This window comes from Roseibacillus ishigakijimensis (genome assembly GCF_016595415.1).
Lineage (GTDB): Bacteria > Verrucomicrobiota > Verrucomicrobiia > Verrucomicrobiales > Akkermansiaceae > Roseibacillus > Roseibacillus ishigakijimensis.
The window spans coordinates 42,985-59,697 of sequence record NZ_JAENIO010000010.1; the positions used below are offsets into that span (position 1 = coordinate 42,985).

General features: G+C 59.5%; 11 protein-coding genes. 8 read left to right on the forward strand and 3 right to left on the reverse strand.

Annotation, left to right across the window (positions count from 1 at the left end):
- Window positions 1-42: 42 nt before the first annotated feature.
- Both hpf and JIN78_RS05785 read left to right on the forward strand, forming a co-directional pair.
- Window positions 43-633 (forward strand): ribosome hibernation-promoting factor, HPF/YfiA family, encoded by a 591-nt coding sequence (gene hpf, locus JIN78_RS05780; protein ID WP_200391000.1) that lies wholly within the window; start codon window positions 43-45, stop codon window positions 631-633.
- Between the two features lie 274 nt (window positions 634-907).
- Complete coding sequence (locus JIN78_RS05785) at window positions 908-6,793, forward strand: RHS repeat-associated core domain-containing protein (RefSeq protein ID WP_200391001.1); 5,886 nt, start codon at window positions 908-910, stop codon at window positions 6,791-6,793.
- Between the two features lie 15 nt (window positions 6,794-6,808).
- Here JIN78_RS05785 and moaA read toward each other — a convergent pair whose 3' ends face one another.
- Window positions 6,809-7,801 (reverse strand): GTP 3',8-cyclase MoaA, encoded by a 993-nt coding sequence (gene moaA / locus JIN78_RS05790; RefSeq protein WP_200391002.1) that lies wholly within the window; start codon window positions 7,799-7,801, stop codon window positions 6,809-6,811.
- Window positions 7,802-7,890: 89 nt separating this feature from the next.
- Here moaA and JIN78_RS05795 point away from each other — a divergent pair, with 89 nt between their 5' ends.
- A complete protein-coding gene (locus JIN78_RS05795) occupies window positions 7,891-8,613 on the forward strand; it encodes a YwaF family protein (protein ID WP_200391003.1) in 723 nt (240 codons plus the stop codon).
- Here JIN78_RS05795 and JIN78_RS05800 read toward each other — a convergent pair.
- Window positions 8,597-9,274 carry a lysozyme inhibitor LprI family protein gene (locus tag JIN78_RS05800; RefSeq protein ID WP_200391004.1) on the reverse strand — a complete coding sequence of 226 codons (678 nt, stop codon included), beginning with the start codon at window positions 9,272-9,274 and terminating at the stop codon, window positions 8,597-8,599. The genes JIN78_RS05795 and JIN78_RS05800 overlap by 17 nt on opposite strands.
- Window positions 9,275-9,427: 153 nt before the next feature.
- Here JIN78_RS05800 and hisS point away from each other — a divergent pair, with 153 nt between their 5' ends.
- From hisS to JIN78_RS05820, 4 genes are all read left to right on the forward strand, one after another.
- Window positions 9,428-10,720, forward strand: a complete 1,293-nt coding sequence (gene hisS / locus JIN78_RS05805) for a histidine--tRNA ligase (RefSeq protein WP_200391005.1) — start codon at window positions 9,428-9,430, stop codon at window positions 10,718-10,720.
- Between the two features lie 62 nt (window positions 10,721-10,782).
- The gene (locus JIN78_RS05810; RefSeq protein WP_200391006.1) at window positions 10,783-11,163 is read left to right on the forward strand and encodes a GxxExxY protein; all 381 of its coding nucleotides are present in this window, start codon (window positions 10,783-10,785) and stop codon (window positions 11,161-11,163) included.
- Between the two features lie 127 nt (window positions 11,164-11,290).
- A complete protein-coding gene (gene aspS, locus JIN78_RS05815; RefSeq protein WP_200391007.1) occupies window positions 11,291-13,090 on the forward strand; it encodes an aspartate--tRNA ligase in 1,800 nt (599 codons plus the stop codon).
- 393 nt (window positions 13,091-13,483) lie between these two features.
- Window positions 13,484-13,864 carry a hypothetical protein gene (locus JIN78_RS05820; protein ID WP_200391008.1) on the forward strand — a complete coding sequence of 127 codons (381 nt, stop codon included), beginning with the start codon at window positions 13,484-13,486 and terminating at the stop codon, window positions 13,862-13,864.
- Window positions 13,865-13,954: 90 nt separating this feature from the next.
- Here JIN78_RS05820 and rtcR read toward each other — a convergent pair whose 3' ends face one another.
- Window positions 13,955-15,562 carry an RNA repair transcriptional activator RtcR gene (rtcR, locus tag JIN78_RS05825; protein ID WP_200391009.1) on the reverse strand — a complete coding sequence of 536 codons (1,608 nt, stop codon included), beginning with the start codon at window positions 15,560-15,562 and terminating at the stop codon, window positions 13,955-13,957.
- Window positions 15,563-15,891: 329 nt separating this feature from the next.
- Here rtcR and JIN78_RS05830 point away from each other — a divergent pair, with 329 nt between their 5' ends.
- Window positions 15,892-16,671, forward strand: coding sequence for a dienelactone hydrolase family protein (locus JIN78_RS05830; RefSeq protein WP_200391010.1), 780 nt, complete (start codon window positions 15,892-15,894; stop codon window positions 16,669-16,671).
- Window positions 16,672-16,713 lie beyond the last annotated feature (42 nt).

Below are 16,713 nucleotides of genomic sequence, written 5' to 3' on the forward strand. Positions count from 1 at the left end.
ATCTAGCGTTGGGATGGATGTAAAATCCGTAGAACGTAATTCATGAAAACTGCAAACGCTGATGCACCTGTAAATGTAACCGTCCGTCACGAAGAAATCACCGACTCCCTGCGGGATTACGCTGTTTCCAAAATTGACGGACTTTCCTTAGACTATCCCCGCATCATCGAGGCCAAGGCCATTCTCGACGTTCAAAAGAACCGCCACATCGCGGAAATCCTGCTCTTTTGCGCCGACCATATTGTCATTGAGGCTTCGACTGAGTCCGAGGACATGTATAAGAGCATTGACAAGACGGTCGACAAGATCGCCCGCCGCATGCGCAAGCACAAGACCCGTTTGCTCAAGAAGCACCGCCCCAAGCCGGAGAACACCATCAAGCACCTCGAGGAGAAATGGTATAATGACGCCATTCTCGACCACCCGGAAGAAGCCGAGGTCGATCCGGAACCCCTCATCGTCCACCGCGAAGGCTACCGGCTGCGCACTCTCTACAAGGAAGAAGCCATCATGGAGCTCGAGCTTTCCGACAAGCCTTTCGTCCTCTTCAAGAACGCCCGGCGCAACCTCAACCAGCTCGTCTACCGCCGCAAGGACGGCGAATACGCCCTGCTAGAGCTGCCCACTGAATAACGTCCGGCAAAGAAGATCAGCTGAATTCAAAAACCCGGCCCTAGCAAGGTGCCGGGTTTTTTGTGCCCTCGGTGCCGCCCCGGCGGAGTTCACTTCCTTCGACGATCGGCAGGTTTTTCACGAAACAGGCGGAACGTCCTTCTGTCTCGCTTGGCATTGTGGTATGAAGGCCAATGGGATTACGGTTCATAAAAGTGACTCCATTTTCTTTATGAAAAAATATAATCCCTCCCTTTGCCCGACGGTTGAACCCTTGTCCCTAACCTCCTTTCCCATGCGTGCGCTCCTGATTTCCCTCTTCCTCACCGGCCTTTCCCCCGCTCAAACGACGGGGCAATTTTTTCTAGAATCCAACCAGCTCGAAGCCTGGCAGTGGGACTTGGATCCTGATGGAGACGGGCTCACGACCCGCTCGGAATACTACGCCGGCACCGATCCCTTCGATGCCAACTCGCGGCTCTATCCTATTTTTGAGCGTCAGAATGACAACTTCCTCCTCTCTTGGAACACCACTCCTTATTCACGCTTTCAAGTGGTCGCCTCGCCTGACCTGCAACTCCCCTTCGAGCCTGTTCCGGACTCGGCAGTCCTTGCCACGGGGTCGGAGGAAAGCCAAACCCTTACCTCCGAAGAGCCCCGCTACTTCTTCGCGGTGGAACCTCTCCCTTCCCTCGATCAGGACAACGACGGCCTCTCCGATCGGGAAGAGGTGATTCTCGGGACCGATATCACGGACGAAGATACCGACGGCGACACCGTGTCGGATGGGCGGGAGATCTTTTTCACCATGACCGATCCCCTCATCTTCGATCCCACCGGGGGGACGATCCAGGGCACGGTCTATCTCACCGCCGACCTCTCCGGGGATTTGACCGACGCCACGCCCATCGCCGGGACGACGGTCTTTCTGGACCGCAACTTCAACGGCCGACTCGATGAGGAGGAGCCTCGCCAGCTGACCGACGACGACGGTTCCTATTCCTTCACCCGACTCTCACCCGGCCTTTACGAGGTCCGCCAGGTCCTCCGCGCAGGAGACACCCAGACCCTCCCGGTGGAAGAATTCCCGGTCCTGCCCGACGGTCTCGCCGACGAGGTGGTGGACTACACCCATGCTCCCGGCTCTCTCCCTGAAGCTTACGGATTTTTCCCTCTCGACAACTATCCGGCCCTGGACGTGGCCATCCTCGGACGCGAGCTCCAAACGGTGGATCCGGACCTCCTTCTCCTGCCAATCGGAGCCCGCCCGGTCAATCCGCCTATTGGCTCCTTTCCCCGGGCCCACCACCTCTCCCTTCCCGAAAATGCCTCGGTGACCGTTCGCTTCGATGAAACCATCGTCGATCTCGAAGGCCCCGATTTTCTCGTCGCGGTGCCGCGCAACGGCAATCAAGCTCGTGCCGGGGAACCAGCCTCCTACTTCCTCGGTCCCGATGAAAGCAACCTCATTGAATACGATCAGGAGGTTCTGCTCGGCGCCTCCCAAGGCTTCACCATTCCAGTGGACCTGGCCGACTTTCCCGAGTTGTCAGCGGTGCGAGTGATCCGGGTGGTTTCGCAGACTTCCGGTGAGGCCACCACAAACAATTCCGACGGAGGATACGGGCTGGCGGGTTTTCAGGCCCTCAACTATCTTCCGCTCAACACCTCGGCCCACCGCGTGGAAATCACGGGCACAGAAACCTTCGACCGGCACTTCGGCCGCTTCTTCCAAGACCTCCCCCCGGCGGTGCTGGTGCAGAGCGATTCCCAAGCTCAGGTTGGCCAGGCGCTCACTCTCACATTCATCGCAAGCGACGATCTCGGCACTCCAGGCCTCTCCGCAATCGTAAATGGCAACCCGGTGGTTCTCGACGAGAATCATTCTGTAACCTTTACCCCCGGCTTTGCTGGCGAACTCCGTTTCTCGGCCACGGCGACGGACTCGGGGGGACAAATGACAACCGAAGACTGGACTTTCATCGTCCTCGATGAAAACGGAGAACTCCCCTACGACCCGCAAGCTTTGGCCGAGCAGCAGGGAGCCGGGACTATCGACCTGCGCCTTTTCTCCCCCCAACCGGGAGAGGTGCCCACCGCAAACCTGACCGTGGTGGGTTCGGTCATTCCCACCAATGGAACGGAAGTGAATTGGTCTCTCGAACTCGCTCCCATTGACGACATCGACCTCACTGACATCTCGATCGCCGACCCCGATTATGTCTCGCTCGCTACGGGCAACACCGCCATTTACTCGGATGCCCTGGGCGATCTGAATATCGATGACCTGGACCCGGGGATCTATTTTCTCCGTCTGAGCGCTACCCCGGCGGCAGGAGGACTGAGCAATTTCCTCGGCCAAGCCATCGGCATCGGGGTCGAGGAGGCCGCCCTGCGGCCCGTAGTGGAAATCATCACCCCGGAACACGATAGCACGGCGGCGATGGTTCAGGAGGTCATCGCCAGTCTGCAGTCGGAACGGGATCTCACCGAATGGACCGCCGAGGTCGCACCCTACGAAGAAGTTGACCCCGCGGCAGTCGGTGCCGACTCCGCAGCTTGGACCGAGATTGCCTCCGGCAGCGAGGCCTTTACGGAGTCGTCCATTGGCACCATTGACACCACGGGTTTGCGAAATGGCCGCTACCTGCTGCGTCTGACCGCCTTCAATGACCTCCGCCTGGGGCGGGTCGAAGCCGTGGAATTCGAGGTCGCGGGCATCGCCAAGCCCGGTCGCAACCGCCAACTCTTTACCGATGCCTCGATCGAACTGGCAGGATTTCCCCTGCAAATCGAACGCGTTTACGACTCACTCAACGCTGGGCAATCGGGCGACTTCGGTTACGGCTGGTCCCTCTCCGTGGGGGATCCCGATCTGTTTGAAACCGTGCCCAATACGGGAGCCACTCTCTTCGGGGCAAGCCCCTTCCGGGTCGGCACGCGGGTCTATCTGACCGCGCCAAACGGCCAGCGAATCGCCTTCACCTTCCAACCCGAATTTGCCGCCGGCGGTCCCTTCGGCGCGATTTACCGCGCTACTTTCGTTCCGGATCCCGGAAATCCCTATCAACTGGAAGTTCCCGAACGGGACCGGCCCTTCCTTTCTCTTACGGGCAGCGGGGACGTCACCTTGAACTTTGTTCCGTTCCCGTGGAATCCCGACACCTATCTGCTGACGGAGATGAATGGCACCGTCCACACCATCCACCAGGAAAACGGCCTCTTGGCCTCCGAGAACACCAGTGGCACGGGCCTCCGCTATGGGCCGGAAGGAATCACCCACACCAGCGGACTGGCCCTCACTTTCGCCCGCGATGAGGCCGGACGCATCACGACCATTACCCAGCCTGACGGGGGTGTTTGGAGCTACTCGTATGATGCCAATGGCGATCTCGCCTCCGTGCTGCCTCCCGCGCAAGTGGTCGCCACCACCTTTGCTTACGATCCCACTTTCGCCCATTACCTGACCTCCGTGACCGACCCGGCCGGGCGCATGGGGAGACGCTTTTCCTACGATGAAGACGGCCGTCTCGCCGAGGTCTATGATGAGTTTGGCAACAAGGAGGAGCAATCGTGGGATCCCCTCGCCCGCAGCGGCACCCTCACCAGTCCCCGCGGATTCGTGACAACCTTGCTTTACGACGATCGCGGCAACGTCATTGAAGAAACCGATCCCCTCGGCAAGGTCACCACCCGCGTTTACGAGGACGAACGCCACCCTGATTTGGAAACTGAAGTCCGGACCGAAAACACCCGCCGCCGCACCCGCTACAATGAGGCTGGCCTGGCGGAGTTCATTGACTTCGCCCCCGAGGGGTCCATCTTCAGCACCGACCTGAGACTGGAGTATGACTCCTTTGGCAATCTCACCCGAGAGCAATCCATCGGCGGACGCAACATCTTGAAGGACTATGATGAACTCGGACGCCTCATCCGCGAGCGGGGCTATGCCATTCCGAACCTCTCTGAACGAATCCTGACTTATTCGGACAGCGGCGCGCTCAAAACTGAAACCCGTAATGGGGAAGAGTATCACGTCACCTACTATGATGAGACCGGGCTCATGTCCCGCCTGCAGGGCCTTGAAGGATTCGACCGATCTTACCACTACGATGAACTTGGACGCCCCCTTCTCATGATCAACAGCTTGGGCGAAGAGATCTCCTTTTCCTACGACGACAGCACCGCTAGCAGCACCGTCACCTACCCGAATGGAGCCACGATCGCAAACAGCTACGCCGAAATGGATGGAGAGGGCATCTACACCGAAACCGATGCGTTTGGCGAAACCCGCACCGAACTTCTGGACAGTGATTTCAACTTGTTGAGCGAGACCATGAAAAATGGCGTCACGGTGCCACGCGAGTTTGATGCCTCCCGCAACATGACCGGGATCACCGTCCCGGGAGGGCATGAAAACACCTTCACTTTCGATGCCCTCGAACGAGAAACCTCCTTCACCGACGCCAACGGCCAAACGGCAACCACCAGCTACGATGCCGAGGGCCGGGTAAGCGAACGAGTCAATCGCAATGGCAAGCGCATCACCTATACCTACAACGAATACAGCCAGATCGCCAGCGAAGCTTGGCACGAGGGGGAGGAGATCATTCGTCAGTTCGACTATAGCTATTTCGGCTCGACCTCTCGGCTCAGTTCGGTGAGCGACGGCGACAACGTCTGGTCCTTCAGCTCGAGCAACATTGGCGGGATACCCGACTCCTTTACTTTCGCCTATCAGGGACAAGACGATTTCACTTTGGGATACATTTTTCTCCAGGGCCGCACCGATGTGCCTTCGCGCCTTACCCTCAGCCCCGGCATCTCGGTCAGGTCAAGCTTCGTCGGCCCCCGGCCCTACGGCTTCAACTATGAAATCCCCCCCACGCCCGATGGCGCCGGGGGAACCACGGACTTCGATGTCAGCGTGAGAATGCGCTACGACGCCGAGGGCAACCAGACCGCCATCGAGAGATACAACGTCTACAGCACCTCGGATTTCTACTTGGAACCGGTTTCACGATCGCTCTTTACCCGGCTCCCGGGCGGAGCCCTCGGCAGCATTTCTCACCAGAATTCCCTGGGCGAACTGGCCTTTCCCGAAAGCGAAGTCACTTTCACCCGCGACTTGGCCGATCAGATCCTCACCCGCGCCCAAGCCGGAAACACCTCCACCTTTGCCTACGATGTGATGGGGCAGCTCACCTCCGCGACTCATACCGCTTTCGACGATGAAAGCTTCACCTACGACCTCGCCGGGAACGACATCAGCGGCGACTTGAGCACCTACGGGGCAGACAACCGGCTCCTCACCCGCGGCGATCTCTCCTTCGACTACGACAACGAAGGAAACATCATCTCACAGCGGAATACAGTCACTGGTGCCGAGACTCTCTACAGCTACGATCACCGCAACCAGCTCACCACCGTCGCGACCCGGCCGGACCAACTCACCGATGCCACCGTCATCGCAGAGTTCGCTTACGATTACCTCGGGCGCCAAATGTCGCGGACGATTGCTGGCACGACCACCTATCTCCTCTGGGACCGGGAACACGTCTTTGCCGAGTTTTCGGAGGGGGCGACAGAGATTAATAAAATGTATCTCTACAATCTCGCCGAACCACTCGAGCGCTATGGCGAATGGACCCCTCAAAACGGCACCCGCTTCTACCTCACCGACCAGATTGGCAGCGTCAACGGCATCCTGGCGCGCGACGGGAATCCCCTCCACTGGGTCGACTATGATTCCTTCGGCAATCCGCGCGGAACGGTCCCGGCTGATTTTGCCTCGATCCGCTTTGCGGGCCGACACTTTTACGAAGACCTCGGCCTCTACGACAACCAGCGGCGTCACTACAACCCGGCCTTGCGCCGCTTCCAGCAACAGGATCCGATTCGCTACCAGGGCGGCGACTACAACCTGTATCGCTACGTCAACAACAACCCTCTCAGCTTCACGGACCCTGCGGGAACCGCCGCCCTCACCGAGTATGGGCTACTCGTCAGACGGGTGGGCAAATGTGTTAAAAACTTGAGAAAATTCTCGAAATGCGTCGATCAAATCTTTGGCGAATCCGCCCGCATCATCGCCGAAGCGGTGTCAAACGGTGGCGGCGGCGGCAAAGTCGATGTCTCATGCCTATCGAAAATTCTGATCGGCGCCAATTGCGCAAGGTAACTCCCCTTCCAGACTTCAGCCTCCCAGATAGCTCATCTCGGCCTTCTTCTTGCTCCCTTGACCGCGCTCTTCGGAGTAGCGGTCAGTGCGCTGTTGCCACACTCCGGCCAGAGCCGCTTGCAGCTCTTTCGCACTGGCCCCACTCCGCAGAAGACTCTTGATCTCCGTTCCTTCGCTCGCAAAAAGACAGGTGAAGAGCCGCCCTTCGGCAGAAAGTCGCAGCCGGGTGCAGTCGCGGCAAAAGGGCTTGCTCACCGAGGAAATGACCCCGAACTCACCCTTGCCATCGGCAAACTGCCAGCGCCCCGCGACTTCGCCGCGGTAACGCGAATCCGCAGGCTCGACGGGCATCTCGGCCGCCACCAGGTCCACGATCTCGCGCGCAGTGAGCACCTCCCCCATGCGCCAGCCATTGCTCTCCCCCACATCCATGTATTCGATGAAGCGCACCGTGACCCCGCTTTCGCGCCCCCAGCGGACGAGAGGCAGCACTTCCTGCTCGTTCACCCCGCGCTGGATAACGGCATTGACCTTGACCGGCAGACCGGCGGCGAGGGCTGCCTCCACCCCGGCCAGCACGCGGCTGACCTTGGCCCCCACACCATTCATGCGGGCAAAAACTTCTTCGTCGAGGGCATCGAGACTGACCGTCACGCGATCAAGCCCGGCCGCCTGCAGAGCCCCGGCATGGCGGGCCAAAAGGGTGGCATTGGTCGTCAGAGCCAGGTCCTCCACGCCCTCGATGGCCTTCAGTTGCGCCACCAATCGGGTGACATCGCGGCGCAGCAGGGGCTCGCCGCCGGTGAGCCGAATCTTGCGCACGCCCAGCGCCACCGAAGCTCGGGTCACGCGCACGATTTCCTCGAAGGTGAGGACCTCGGCCCGGTCCAAAAATTGGTAGTCCGGTCCGAAAACCTCCACCGGCATGCAGTAACGACAGCGAAAATTGCACCGATCAGTCACCGAGATGCGCAGATCGCGGAGGGGGCGGCCAAGGGTGTCGTTCACGCCGGGAAAGTCGCCCCGAGCGCCCTCCCCGACAAGCGGAAATGCTTTTTTACCTGACGAAGGGGCCTGGCCCAGTCAATCTGCCCGGAATGCCGCTCTTGCCCGCCGCCGCCTTCGTCCACGGTTCCCCCAGTCACTGGGCGGCCCTCGCCTGCGGTTTCATCTTCTTGCTCGCCGCCATTCTGACCCACCGTCGCGATCCCGGGCATCCGGCGGCGAAGTCTCTTCTCTGGATTCTCATTCTGGCCAACCTGACCTCCGTCTTTCACACCATGATTTCCCACCGGGTGGCTTTTGAGAATCCCAAGCTCGACAACCTCCTCCCCCTGCACCTCTGCGACTGCGCTTCTCTGGTCGCCGCCGCCGCCCTCCTCACCCGCCGCCCGCTCCTTTGCGAGCTAACCTACTACCTCGGCCTCGGGGGCACGTTACAGGGGCTCATCACCCCCAGTTTGACGCGAGACTTTCCCAACCCGGTCTATTTTTCCTTTTTCCAACTCCATCTCGCCGTCGTCCTGGCCGCTCTCTTTCTCCCCCTCGGCCTCGGTTGGCGACCACGGCGACCTTTGTGGAAAACCACCTTGCGCGTCTTCCTCTGCATCGACCTCTACCTCCTCACGGTTCTCATCATCAATGTCCTCCTCGATACGAATTACGCCTTCCTCATGCGCAAGCCCGAGCAGGCTTCCCTCTTCGACCATCTCGGTCCCCATCCCTGGTGCCACCTCAGTGTGCAGGGCCTCATCCTGCTCATGCTGGCGGTCCTTTCCCTGCCATTCCTGAAAAACAAGCCGCTCACTCCTCGCCCTTGAGCACCTCCGCTTTTTCCTCTGTGCTCAAAGCCCTCATCCAAAGGTAACGGCCGTCGAAATAGGCCCGGGCACCGTGGTGATACCAGGTATTCTCCCCCAGCAGACGGATGCGCGGGGTGCCATCGTCCTGCCAAAGCAGGGTCAACCAAGTGGGCCGTTCGCCTTCCCCATTGTCGACTTCGAACCACGCCGTCGAGCCATTGACTTTTAACGCGCCGCTGAGGTAGCCGACATGAAAAGTGGGGCCGCGCACCACACTGAGCCGCATCTGATACCCCGCCTCCGTCTTCACAATGCCCAACTCGCCACCGTATCCATCGCTGTAAAGTCCCTCGAACTCGGGAGCCTCACCCGCTTGCAACCAAGCCCGCAACCACTTGATGCGCTCCTTGGTCAGACTGCCCGCCAAGTCATACTCCGCTTCCCGGTTTTTCCCATCCGCAGCCGCCTGCCATTCGCTCAACCCAATGCGGTAGTCCACCCACTGACGCTGGTCGGCCTGCACCACCGAAAAAAGTGATTCGCTGAGGCCCTCTTTCACCTCTTGGTAGACCCGATTGAGCTCGGCATCCGCCTTCTCAAACTCCGCCAGGGCCTTCCCAGCATCAGCCCACAGGAAGGGAGAAAAGACCATCAGAACGAGCGCAAAGAGAATTTTCATGGCCTCCCAATAGCAGTTCGCAGCCGCCAAGTCCCGCTCCAAACGATCAGCGCCCGGGACGGAACCACCCTGCAGCCCTCCCCTCAGTCCGGCTCTATGCTCGACAAGCGCGGGTCCATCCTTTACCTCCCTGCCCCTTTCCCTCGCACCACTATGGCATCCGGCTTTCAAACTCTCACAGGCTTCCGCGACTTCGATCCCAACGATTGCCAACTGCGCAACTACCTCTTCGACCGCTGGCGGCAGGTGGCCACCCGCTATGGCTTCGTGGAATACGAAACCCCGCTCCTCGAACCCACCGAGCTTTACCTGAAAAAATCAGGGGGTGAACTTTCCTCGCAACTCTTTCGCTTTGAGGACCAGGGCGGTCGCGACGTCACCCTCCGGCCCGAAGTCACCGCCTCTCTCGCCCGCCTCGCCGCCGCCAAGCAACGCGACTACCCCAAGCCGCTCAAATGGTTCGAGATCGGCCAGTGCTTCCGCTACGAAAAGCCGCAAAAGGGCCGCACCCGCGAGTTCTACCAATTCAACACCGACATTCTGGGTGACGATTCCCCCGCTGCCGATGCCGAACTCATCGCCCTCGCCATCGACACCATGCGCGACCTGGGTTTCGGCCAAGACGACTTCAAAGTGCGCCTCTCTGACCGCAATGCCTGGTCGAAATTCGCCACCGAGCAGAATCTCAATGACGAGCAGCTGGCCGAACTGCTGCAAGTGGTCGACAAACTGGAGCGCGAAAAGCCCGAAGTGACCGCCGCCAAGCTGGCCCCCCTCGGCCTGCAGGCGGAGCAGCTGAGCGCCTTCATCGCCGATCCCGCCAACGAGTCCGAAGCCCTGCGCGAAATCCAGGCCAACCTCACCGCCCGCGGGCTGGGCGACTTCATCGAGGTCGACCTCTCCATCGTGCGCGGACTGGCCTACTACACCGGAGTCGTGTTCGAGATTTTCGACACCAAGAAGTCCCTGCGCGCCGTGGCCGGAGGAGGCCGCTACGACACTCTGGTCGAGACCCTGACCGATGGCAAAGTGAAGCTCCCCGCGATGGGCTTCGCGATGGGCGATGTCGTCATTGGCCTCTTCGTCAGCGAGAACGCCAATGCCCAGCGGCAGTTCGAAGCCTGGCGCCAACGCAATGCCAGCTGCGATCTCTACGTGGTCATCGACGACGAAAAAAAGCGCCCCGAAGCCCTCGCCCTCATCCAGGAATTGCGCGAGAACGGCTTCCGCATCGACTACCCGCTCAGCAAGACCAAGTTCGACAAACAGCTCAAGGCCGCCACCGCCACCCTCGCGCCCTTCGCCCTCGTCATTGGTCGTGATTACCCGCAGCTCGTCCTCAAGAATCTCAGTGCCCGATCCCAAGAGGAGATCGCCCCCAACACCAACCTCATCGCCTATCTCAAAAACCGCCTCAACGACCCCGAAGGTCCCTTGTTGGCTTAGTTTTTCGTCGCAGAGACACCAAGACGCGGAGAATCGCAGAGTCTAATTTGACTATTCTATCAATGGATTTGAACAAGTTGTCAGAACTCGTGATTGGCGCAGCGATCGAGGTGCACCGGATCCTCGGACCGGGTTTATTGGAGCAGAGTTACGAAAAAGCTCTTATCTACGAACTTGAACTCCGCAATCTCACTTGTGACTCCCAAATCACCCTCCCCATTGCCTACAAAGAACTCTCAATTCCAGATGCCTATCGCATCGACCTCCTTGTAGAGAGACGCTTGCTCATCGAAATCAAAGCCGTCGAGAATATTTTACCCGTCCACAAAGCCCAACTCCTGACCTACCTGCGCCACACGCAAAAAGAGCTCGGTCTTCTCATCAATTTCAATAGTTCACTCCTCAAAAACGGTCTCACCCGCATTGTTAACTCTCCAAAATAAACTCTTTCCAAAACCCTGAGAAACTCTGAGCCTCCGCCTCACCACCAAAAACCCTAGACTCATCCAAGAACCTCTGCGCTCCTCCGCGTCTCAGTGTCTCTGCGACAATTATTCCAACCCTTTTCCCATGAGAACTCATCACTGCTCACAACTCCGCTCCGCCGATATCGGCGAAACCGTCACCCTCATCGGCTGGGTGAAGTCTGCCCGTGACCACGGCGGCGTCATCTTCATCGACCTCCGCGACCGCGAGGGCCTCACCCAAGTCGTCTTCCACCCGGAAGTCTCCGCCGAGATGGCCAAGCTCTCCCACACCCTCCGCGATGAAGACGTGGTGCAGATCGTGGGCAAGGTGGAAGCCCGTCCCGAAATCGATGGCAAGTCCACCGCCAATGCCGACCTGCCCACCGGCGACATCGAGGTCTCGGCCACCGAGCTGAAAATCGTCAACAAAGCTGCGGTCCTCCCTTTCCAACTGGACAAGGAACTCTCCAACGAGGACTTGCGTATGAAGTATCGCTACCTCGACCTGCGCCGCGAACGCATGAACCGCAACATGCGCCTGCGCCACCGCGTGACCAAGGCTACTCGCGACTACCTCGACGAAGGCGGCTTCCTCGAAGTGGAGACCCCCATTCTCTCCAAGTCCACTCCCGAAGGCGCGCGCGACTTCCTGGTGCCCTCCCGCATGCACCCCAAGGCCTTCTACGCCTTGCCCCAGGCCCCCCAGCAATACAAGCAGCTCCTCATGGTCGGAGGCATCGAGAAGTATTTCCAGATCGCCCGTTGCTTCCGCGATGAAGACCTGCGTGCCGACCGCCAGCCGGAGTTCACCCAAATCGATATCGAGACCTCCTTTGTCACTCAGGACGACATCATCGCCCTCGTGGAAGGCTTGCTCGGTCGCATCTTCAAGGAATCCCTCGAAGTCGAGATTCCCGCGAACTTCGAGCGTCTCACCTACCGCGAGGCCATGAACACCTATGGTTCGGACAAGCCCGACCGCCGCATTGGCATGGAGATCGTGGACGTCACCGAGGACCTCAAGGACTGCGAATTCCGCGTCTTCTCCGGCGCGGTGGCCAAGGGCGGAGTGGTCAAGGCCATCAACGCCAAGGGCTTCGCCGACGCCACCACCGGGCAGATCGAACGCCTCACCCAAACCGCTATCGAGGCCGGGGCAAAGGGACTCGCCTACATCCAAGCCCGCGACGTGGACCGCAAGACCTGGCGCTCGCCCTTCGTCAAACGCATGACCGAAGAAGAGGTGGAGGCCCTGCGCAGCAAACTCAACATTGAGCCCGGCGATCTCATCCTCTTTGCCGCCGACAAATGGGAGCCCGCCTGCGAAGTGCTCGGCCGCATGCGTCTGGAAGTGGCCAACCTGCGCAATCTCTTGGAAGGCAACAAGGAGCTCGACTTCCTGTGGGTCACCGAATTCCCCCTCCTCGGCTACGACGAAGAGGAAGGCAAATGGAACGCCGTCCACCACCCCTTCACCCGCCCCATCCCCGAGCACGAAGAAGCGCTCAAGAAGGGCGAACTCGGCGACGGCCTCCTGGCCCAAGCCTACGACGTGGTCCTCAATGGCTACGAACTGGGCGGCGGCTCCATCCGGATTCACGAACAAGACCTGCAATCGGCCATGTTCGACGCCCTCGGCGTGACCGCAGAGGAGAAGGAAACGATGTTTGCCCACATCCTGGAGGCCTTCACCTTCGGCGCCCCTCCCCACGGCGGGGTGGCCCTCGGCCTTGACCGCATTGCCATGCTGGTGGCGGGAGAGAGTTCCATCCGCGAGGTCATTGCCTTCCCGAAAAACAACAAGGCCAGCGACCTGATGACCGACAGCCCGGCGGAAGTGGACTTCAAGCAACTGCGCGAACTCCGCATCAAGTCCACCGTGGTGGACAAGCCCGCCGAGTAAGCGACCGGCTCTCCAGAAAACCACTTTTACAAAAAGGGTGTCTGCCTCATCGGCGGACACCCTTTTTTCCTATTCAGCGACTCTGGAGAGAACGTCTCATCTGAGCGTTCTTAGCAACAGTCTCCCCCACTGCCCACGTCACAAGGAACCCCGTTGCAACAAAGTTTTCGCCAGTGAAAAGACCCCCTCCTTTCCAATCAAGATCGCAATCTCTCCCCAAAGCGCCGATCGAAATACGTCAGGCGAGAGCTCGGAGCCATCAAAAGGAGCATACCGACACCTTCCTCGTTTTGCGGCAGAATTAGTCCTTCCCTAAACTTTATTCTTGCGCCCCAAGAACCACTTCACTCCTATCGGAGCACCGTTGCAGTAATCGACCCTGTCCCACTAAAAATGAGCCTCATCGACAAAGGATACCTTGCATCATACACTCTATTTTTCACATTCTGCGGGATGTCTATCTTGGACATGCGGGATAACACGGAACTCTCGAACCTTGGCACAACAAATACAGCTCCTGAGAATCTTCGAAGGTCAGCGGAAAGTCTTAGACTTGGACTTGCCGTTGAGATCGGTTCGCAGACAGCCGGGCAGGTTTCGTCCTCAGAATCTTGGGCTGATTTAGAGGATAAGTTGTCATCCTATTCTCAGCGCCTTGAATTACTAGAGGATCAGAAACGCAAACGGGACATGCTCATCATGTGGCTTTATCTCGCCTCAGCGATTTCAATGACCTTCTTCACGTTTTTCCAGTGCGGAAAGAGACACAAATAATCAAACCTTGTTTTCAGGACAGCCAAGAAAGAATCGGTCAAATAATGGGTTTTCCCCTACCCAAGCAGCTCTTCTCGCCCAGATAGATAATCACTTCTCCCGCACTGGCCAGGAGAGCCCCCATTTGGCGAGATACTTTTTCAGCCGATCGCAATCATTGGGTTTGGCCCGCCTCAGGCGCGAGACGGCGAAAAGCTCCCGTCCAGCGGCCGAGAGGCTGGGTGAGCGCTGGCAAACGGCGATCACGTGAGCCAATTGCACCCGGTCAAAAGGGTCGATCTCGGCCAATTGCGCTGCCGGGAAATAGTGGGTCAAGTCCACTCCCAAAGCGGCGGCGTTCTCTCCCGGCCGATGCCAGCTCGCCCGCAGACGGGCGATTTCCTCCTCCACTTCTTCCACCCGAATCCGCCCCCGGGGTGCCAGGGTGGACATGCGGGTGAGCGCGGCATTGAGGTCCCGGAAGTTTCCCCGCCAGGGGGTGTCGGGCGACTCCGCGAAACGCAGAAAAGCCTCGCGCGCTTCTTTGTTGAAACTGACGCGCCGCCCTTCCTGCTCACTCAAGCGTGCGAGCTCGAAATCGAGATTGGGGGCTAGGTCTTCCCGTCGTTCCGCCAGAGCCGGGAGGGCAAAGGTCCAAAGCTGGATGCGGGCCAGCAAATCCTCGCGAAACCGCCCCTCCGCCACCGCCCGGCCGAGGTCGCGATTGGTCCCCGCGATGAGCTGGAAATCGCTCCTCACCGGCGCATCGGCCCCCACGGGCAGAAAGGTCTTTTCCTCCAACGCCCGCAGCAGCATGGCCTGCTCGTCGCGACCGAGTTCGCCAATTTCATCCAAAAAGAGCATGCCCCCATCAGCCGTGCGGAGGAGGCCGGGGCGATGGCTCTGCGCGCCCGTGAAGGCTCCCTTGCGATGCCCAAAGAGGGTGGAAGCAGCGGTATCTCCGCCCAAAGTGGCGCAATTGACCTCCACAAAGTCACCCGCCAGATTGGCCCGACTACGACGCAACTCGTAAATGCGGCGCGCGAGGTGACTCTTCCCCGCTCCCGTTGGGCCGGTGAGCAAGACCGGGGCCCGCGAGCGCAGGGCCACTTGCTCAATGCGGGCGATGAGGCGGTTGAAGCCTTCATTGCGGGTGGCAATGCCGCTTTTGAGAAAATCGGTGCTCGCAATCTGCTCTTTCGCAAAGCGGCTGGTCAACTCGTCGTAACGCGAGAGGTCGAGATCAATGAAGGAGTAACGCCCCACCCGCGGCTGCCCCCGCCGGGCTTTGCCAAAGGGAGGCGCGGTCTGCACCAGGCGCCCCGGCAGATAACCCGCCTCATTGAGCAAAAAGAGAGAAATCTGCGCCACGTGGGTGCCGGTGGTAATGTGAATGAGATGGTCGTCCCCGGAGTGAAAATCCTGCCCACGGGCCCAGTCGAAAAGCGCCCCATAGACGTTGGCGAGGTCCCAGGCATCGCGCCCGAAGGCAATCTCCTCCACCCGCACCTCGGTCTCGGGCGAGACCAGGGCGATGTCGGCCGCCACCTGATCGGCCAAGTCGCGGTGACCAGCCTCGGTGAGCAAGTGATAACGGTCGAGCAAGAGATCCTCGTGCTGAAAGAGCGACACTGTCGGCCGCCAGCCTTCCCATCGCCCCGGGCTATTCCCGCGATCCAAGCGCGAGCCCAGCAAGCCCATTCCCACCGTCTTTTTCACCGCCGCAGGCTAGCAGTCTGTTGAAATAGGAGGGAATGAAAAACAGCGAGCCATTTTGTGGTCAGGCCAGGCGAAAGGAGGAAGCGGGGTGTGCCCCGCGACCGACGAGCAACGCCGCCTGACCACAAAAGGGCCGCCGCTCGTCAGAGGCCCCTTCTTCCTCTCCTCAACGGAGCCGCAGAATCTCCCTCCCTCACACAAGGGATTTTTCGTTTCCTCGTTTTTCAACAGGCTGCCAGCACTCGCCAGAAAGCAAGCCCACTCTTTTCCTCGCGAGTCTCCATTCTCCCCTTGCGGGATGGCAGGAAGACCCTATTTTGGCGGAGATGATGAAAATCGTGTTCCCCTTGCTCTCCAGTCTCCTTCTGGCCCCCACCAGCTGGGCCGAGTTGGTCAAAAAGACCATCAGCTACCACGACGGCGACACCCAATTTGATGGCGTCCTCGTTTTCGATGATTCCCTCAAGGATCCTGCACCCGCGATCCTGATGGTTCCCAATTGGATGGGGGTCACCGAAGCCTCCATTGAAAAAGCAGGTCAAGTGGCCGGCCAGGACCGCGTGGTCTTCGTGGCGGACATGTATGGTGCCGGAGTGCGCCCACAAAATGCCCAGGAAGCCGGACAACAAGCGGGCAAAGTGCGCGCCGACCGCGACCTCATGCGCCGACGGGCCAATCTGGCCTTGGAAACTCTTTTGGCCCAGAAAGCGCCGCTCGACAAATCCCGCACCGCTGCCATCGGCTTTTGTTTCGGCGGCGGCACCGTGCTGGAACTGGGCCGCAGTGGCGCCGACCTTGATGCTATCGTCTCCTTCCATGGCGATCTCGTTTCCCCTACCCTCGAACGCGATGCCGACAAGATGAAAGGCTCGGTTCTCGTCCTGCACGGAGCTGCTGACCCCTTCGTGCCCCAGGAAGACGTGACCGCCTTCGAGCAAGCCATGCTCACCACTGAGGTTGATTGGCAACTGGTTCAGTTCAGCAACACCGTCCACTCTTTCACCGACCCCGAGGCCAAGATGGAGGGCAAAGCAGAATACAATGAGACCACGGCCAAGCGCGCCTTCCGCTACATGGACGATCTTTTTGCCTCCATTTTCGAGAAATAGACCCACTCTGAACCTTCTTTTTTCTCAAAAAGCGCTCTCCTC

Coding starts and splice junctions, on each gene's coding strand:
- JIN78_RS05800 (WP_200391004.1), bottom strand. CDS start 9,274: ATGAAAATTCTCTTTGCGCTCGTTCTGATGGTCTTTTCTCCCTTCCTG.
- JIN78_RS05795 (WP_200391003.1), top strand. CDS start 7,891: ATGCCGCTCTTGCCCGCCGCCGCCTTCGTCCACGGTTCCCCCAGTCAC.
- JIN78_RS05810 (WP_200391006.1), top strand. CDS start 10,783: ATGGATTTGAACAAGTTGTCAGAACTCGTGATTGGCGCAGCGATCGAG.
- hisS (WP_200391005.1), top strand. CDS start 9,428: ATGGCATCCGGCTTTCAAACTCTCACAGGCTTCCGCGACTTCGATCCC.
- JIN78_RS05785 (WP_200391001.1), top strand. CDS start 908: ATGCGTGCGCTCCTGATTTCCCTCTTCCTCACCGGCCTTTCCCCCGCT.
- JIN78_RS05830 (WP_200391010.1), top strand. CDS start 15,892: ATGAAAATCGTGTTCCCCTTGCTCTCCAGTCTCCTTCTGGCCCCCACC.
- aspS (WP_200391007.1), top strand. CDS start 11,291: ATGAGAACTCATCACTGCTCACAACTCCGCTCCGCCGATATCGGCGAA.
- hpf (WP_200391000.1), top strand. CDS start 43: ATGAAAACTGCAAACGCTGATGCACCTGTAAATGTAACCGTCCGTCAC.
- JIN78_RS05820 (WP_200391008.1), top strand. CDS start 13,484: ATGAGCCTCATCGACAAAGGATACCTTGCATCATACACTCTATTTTTC.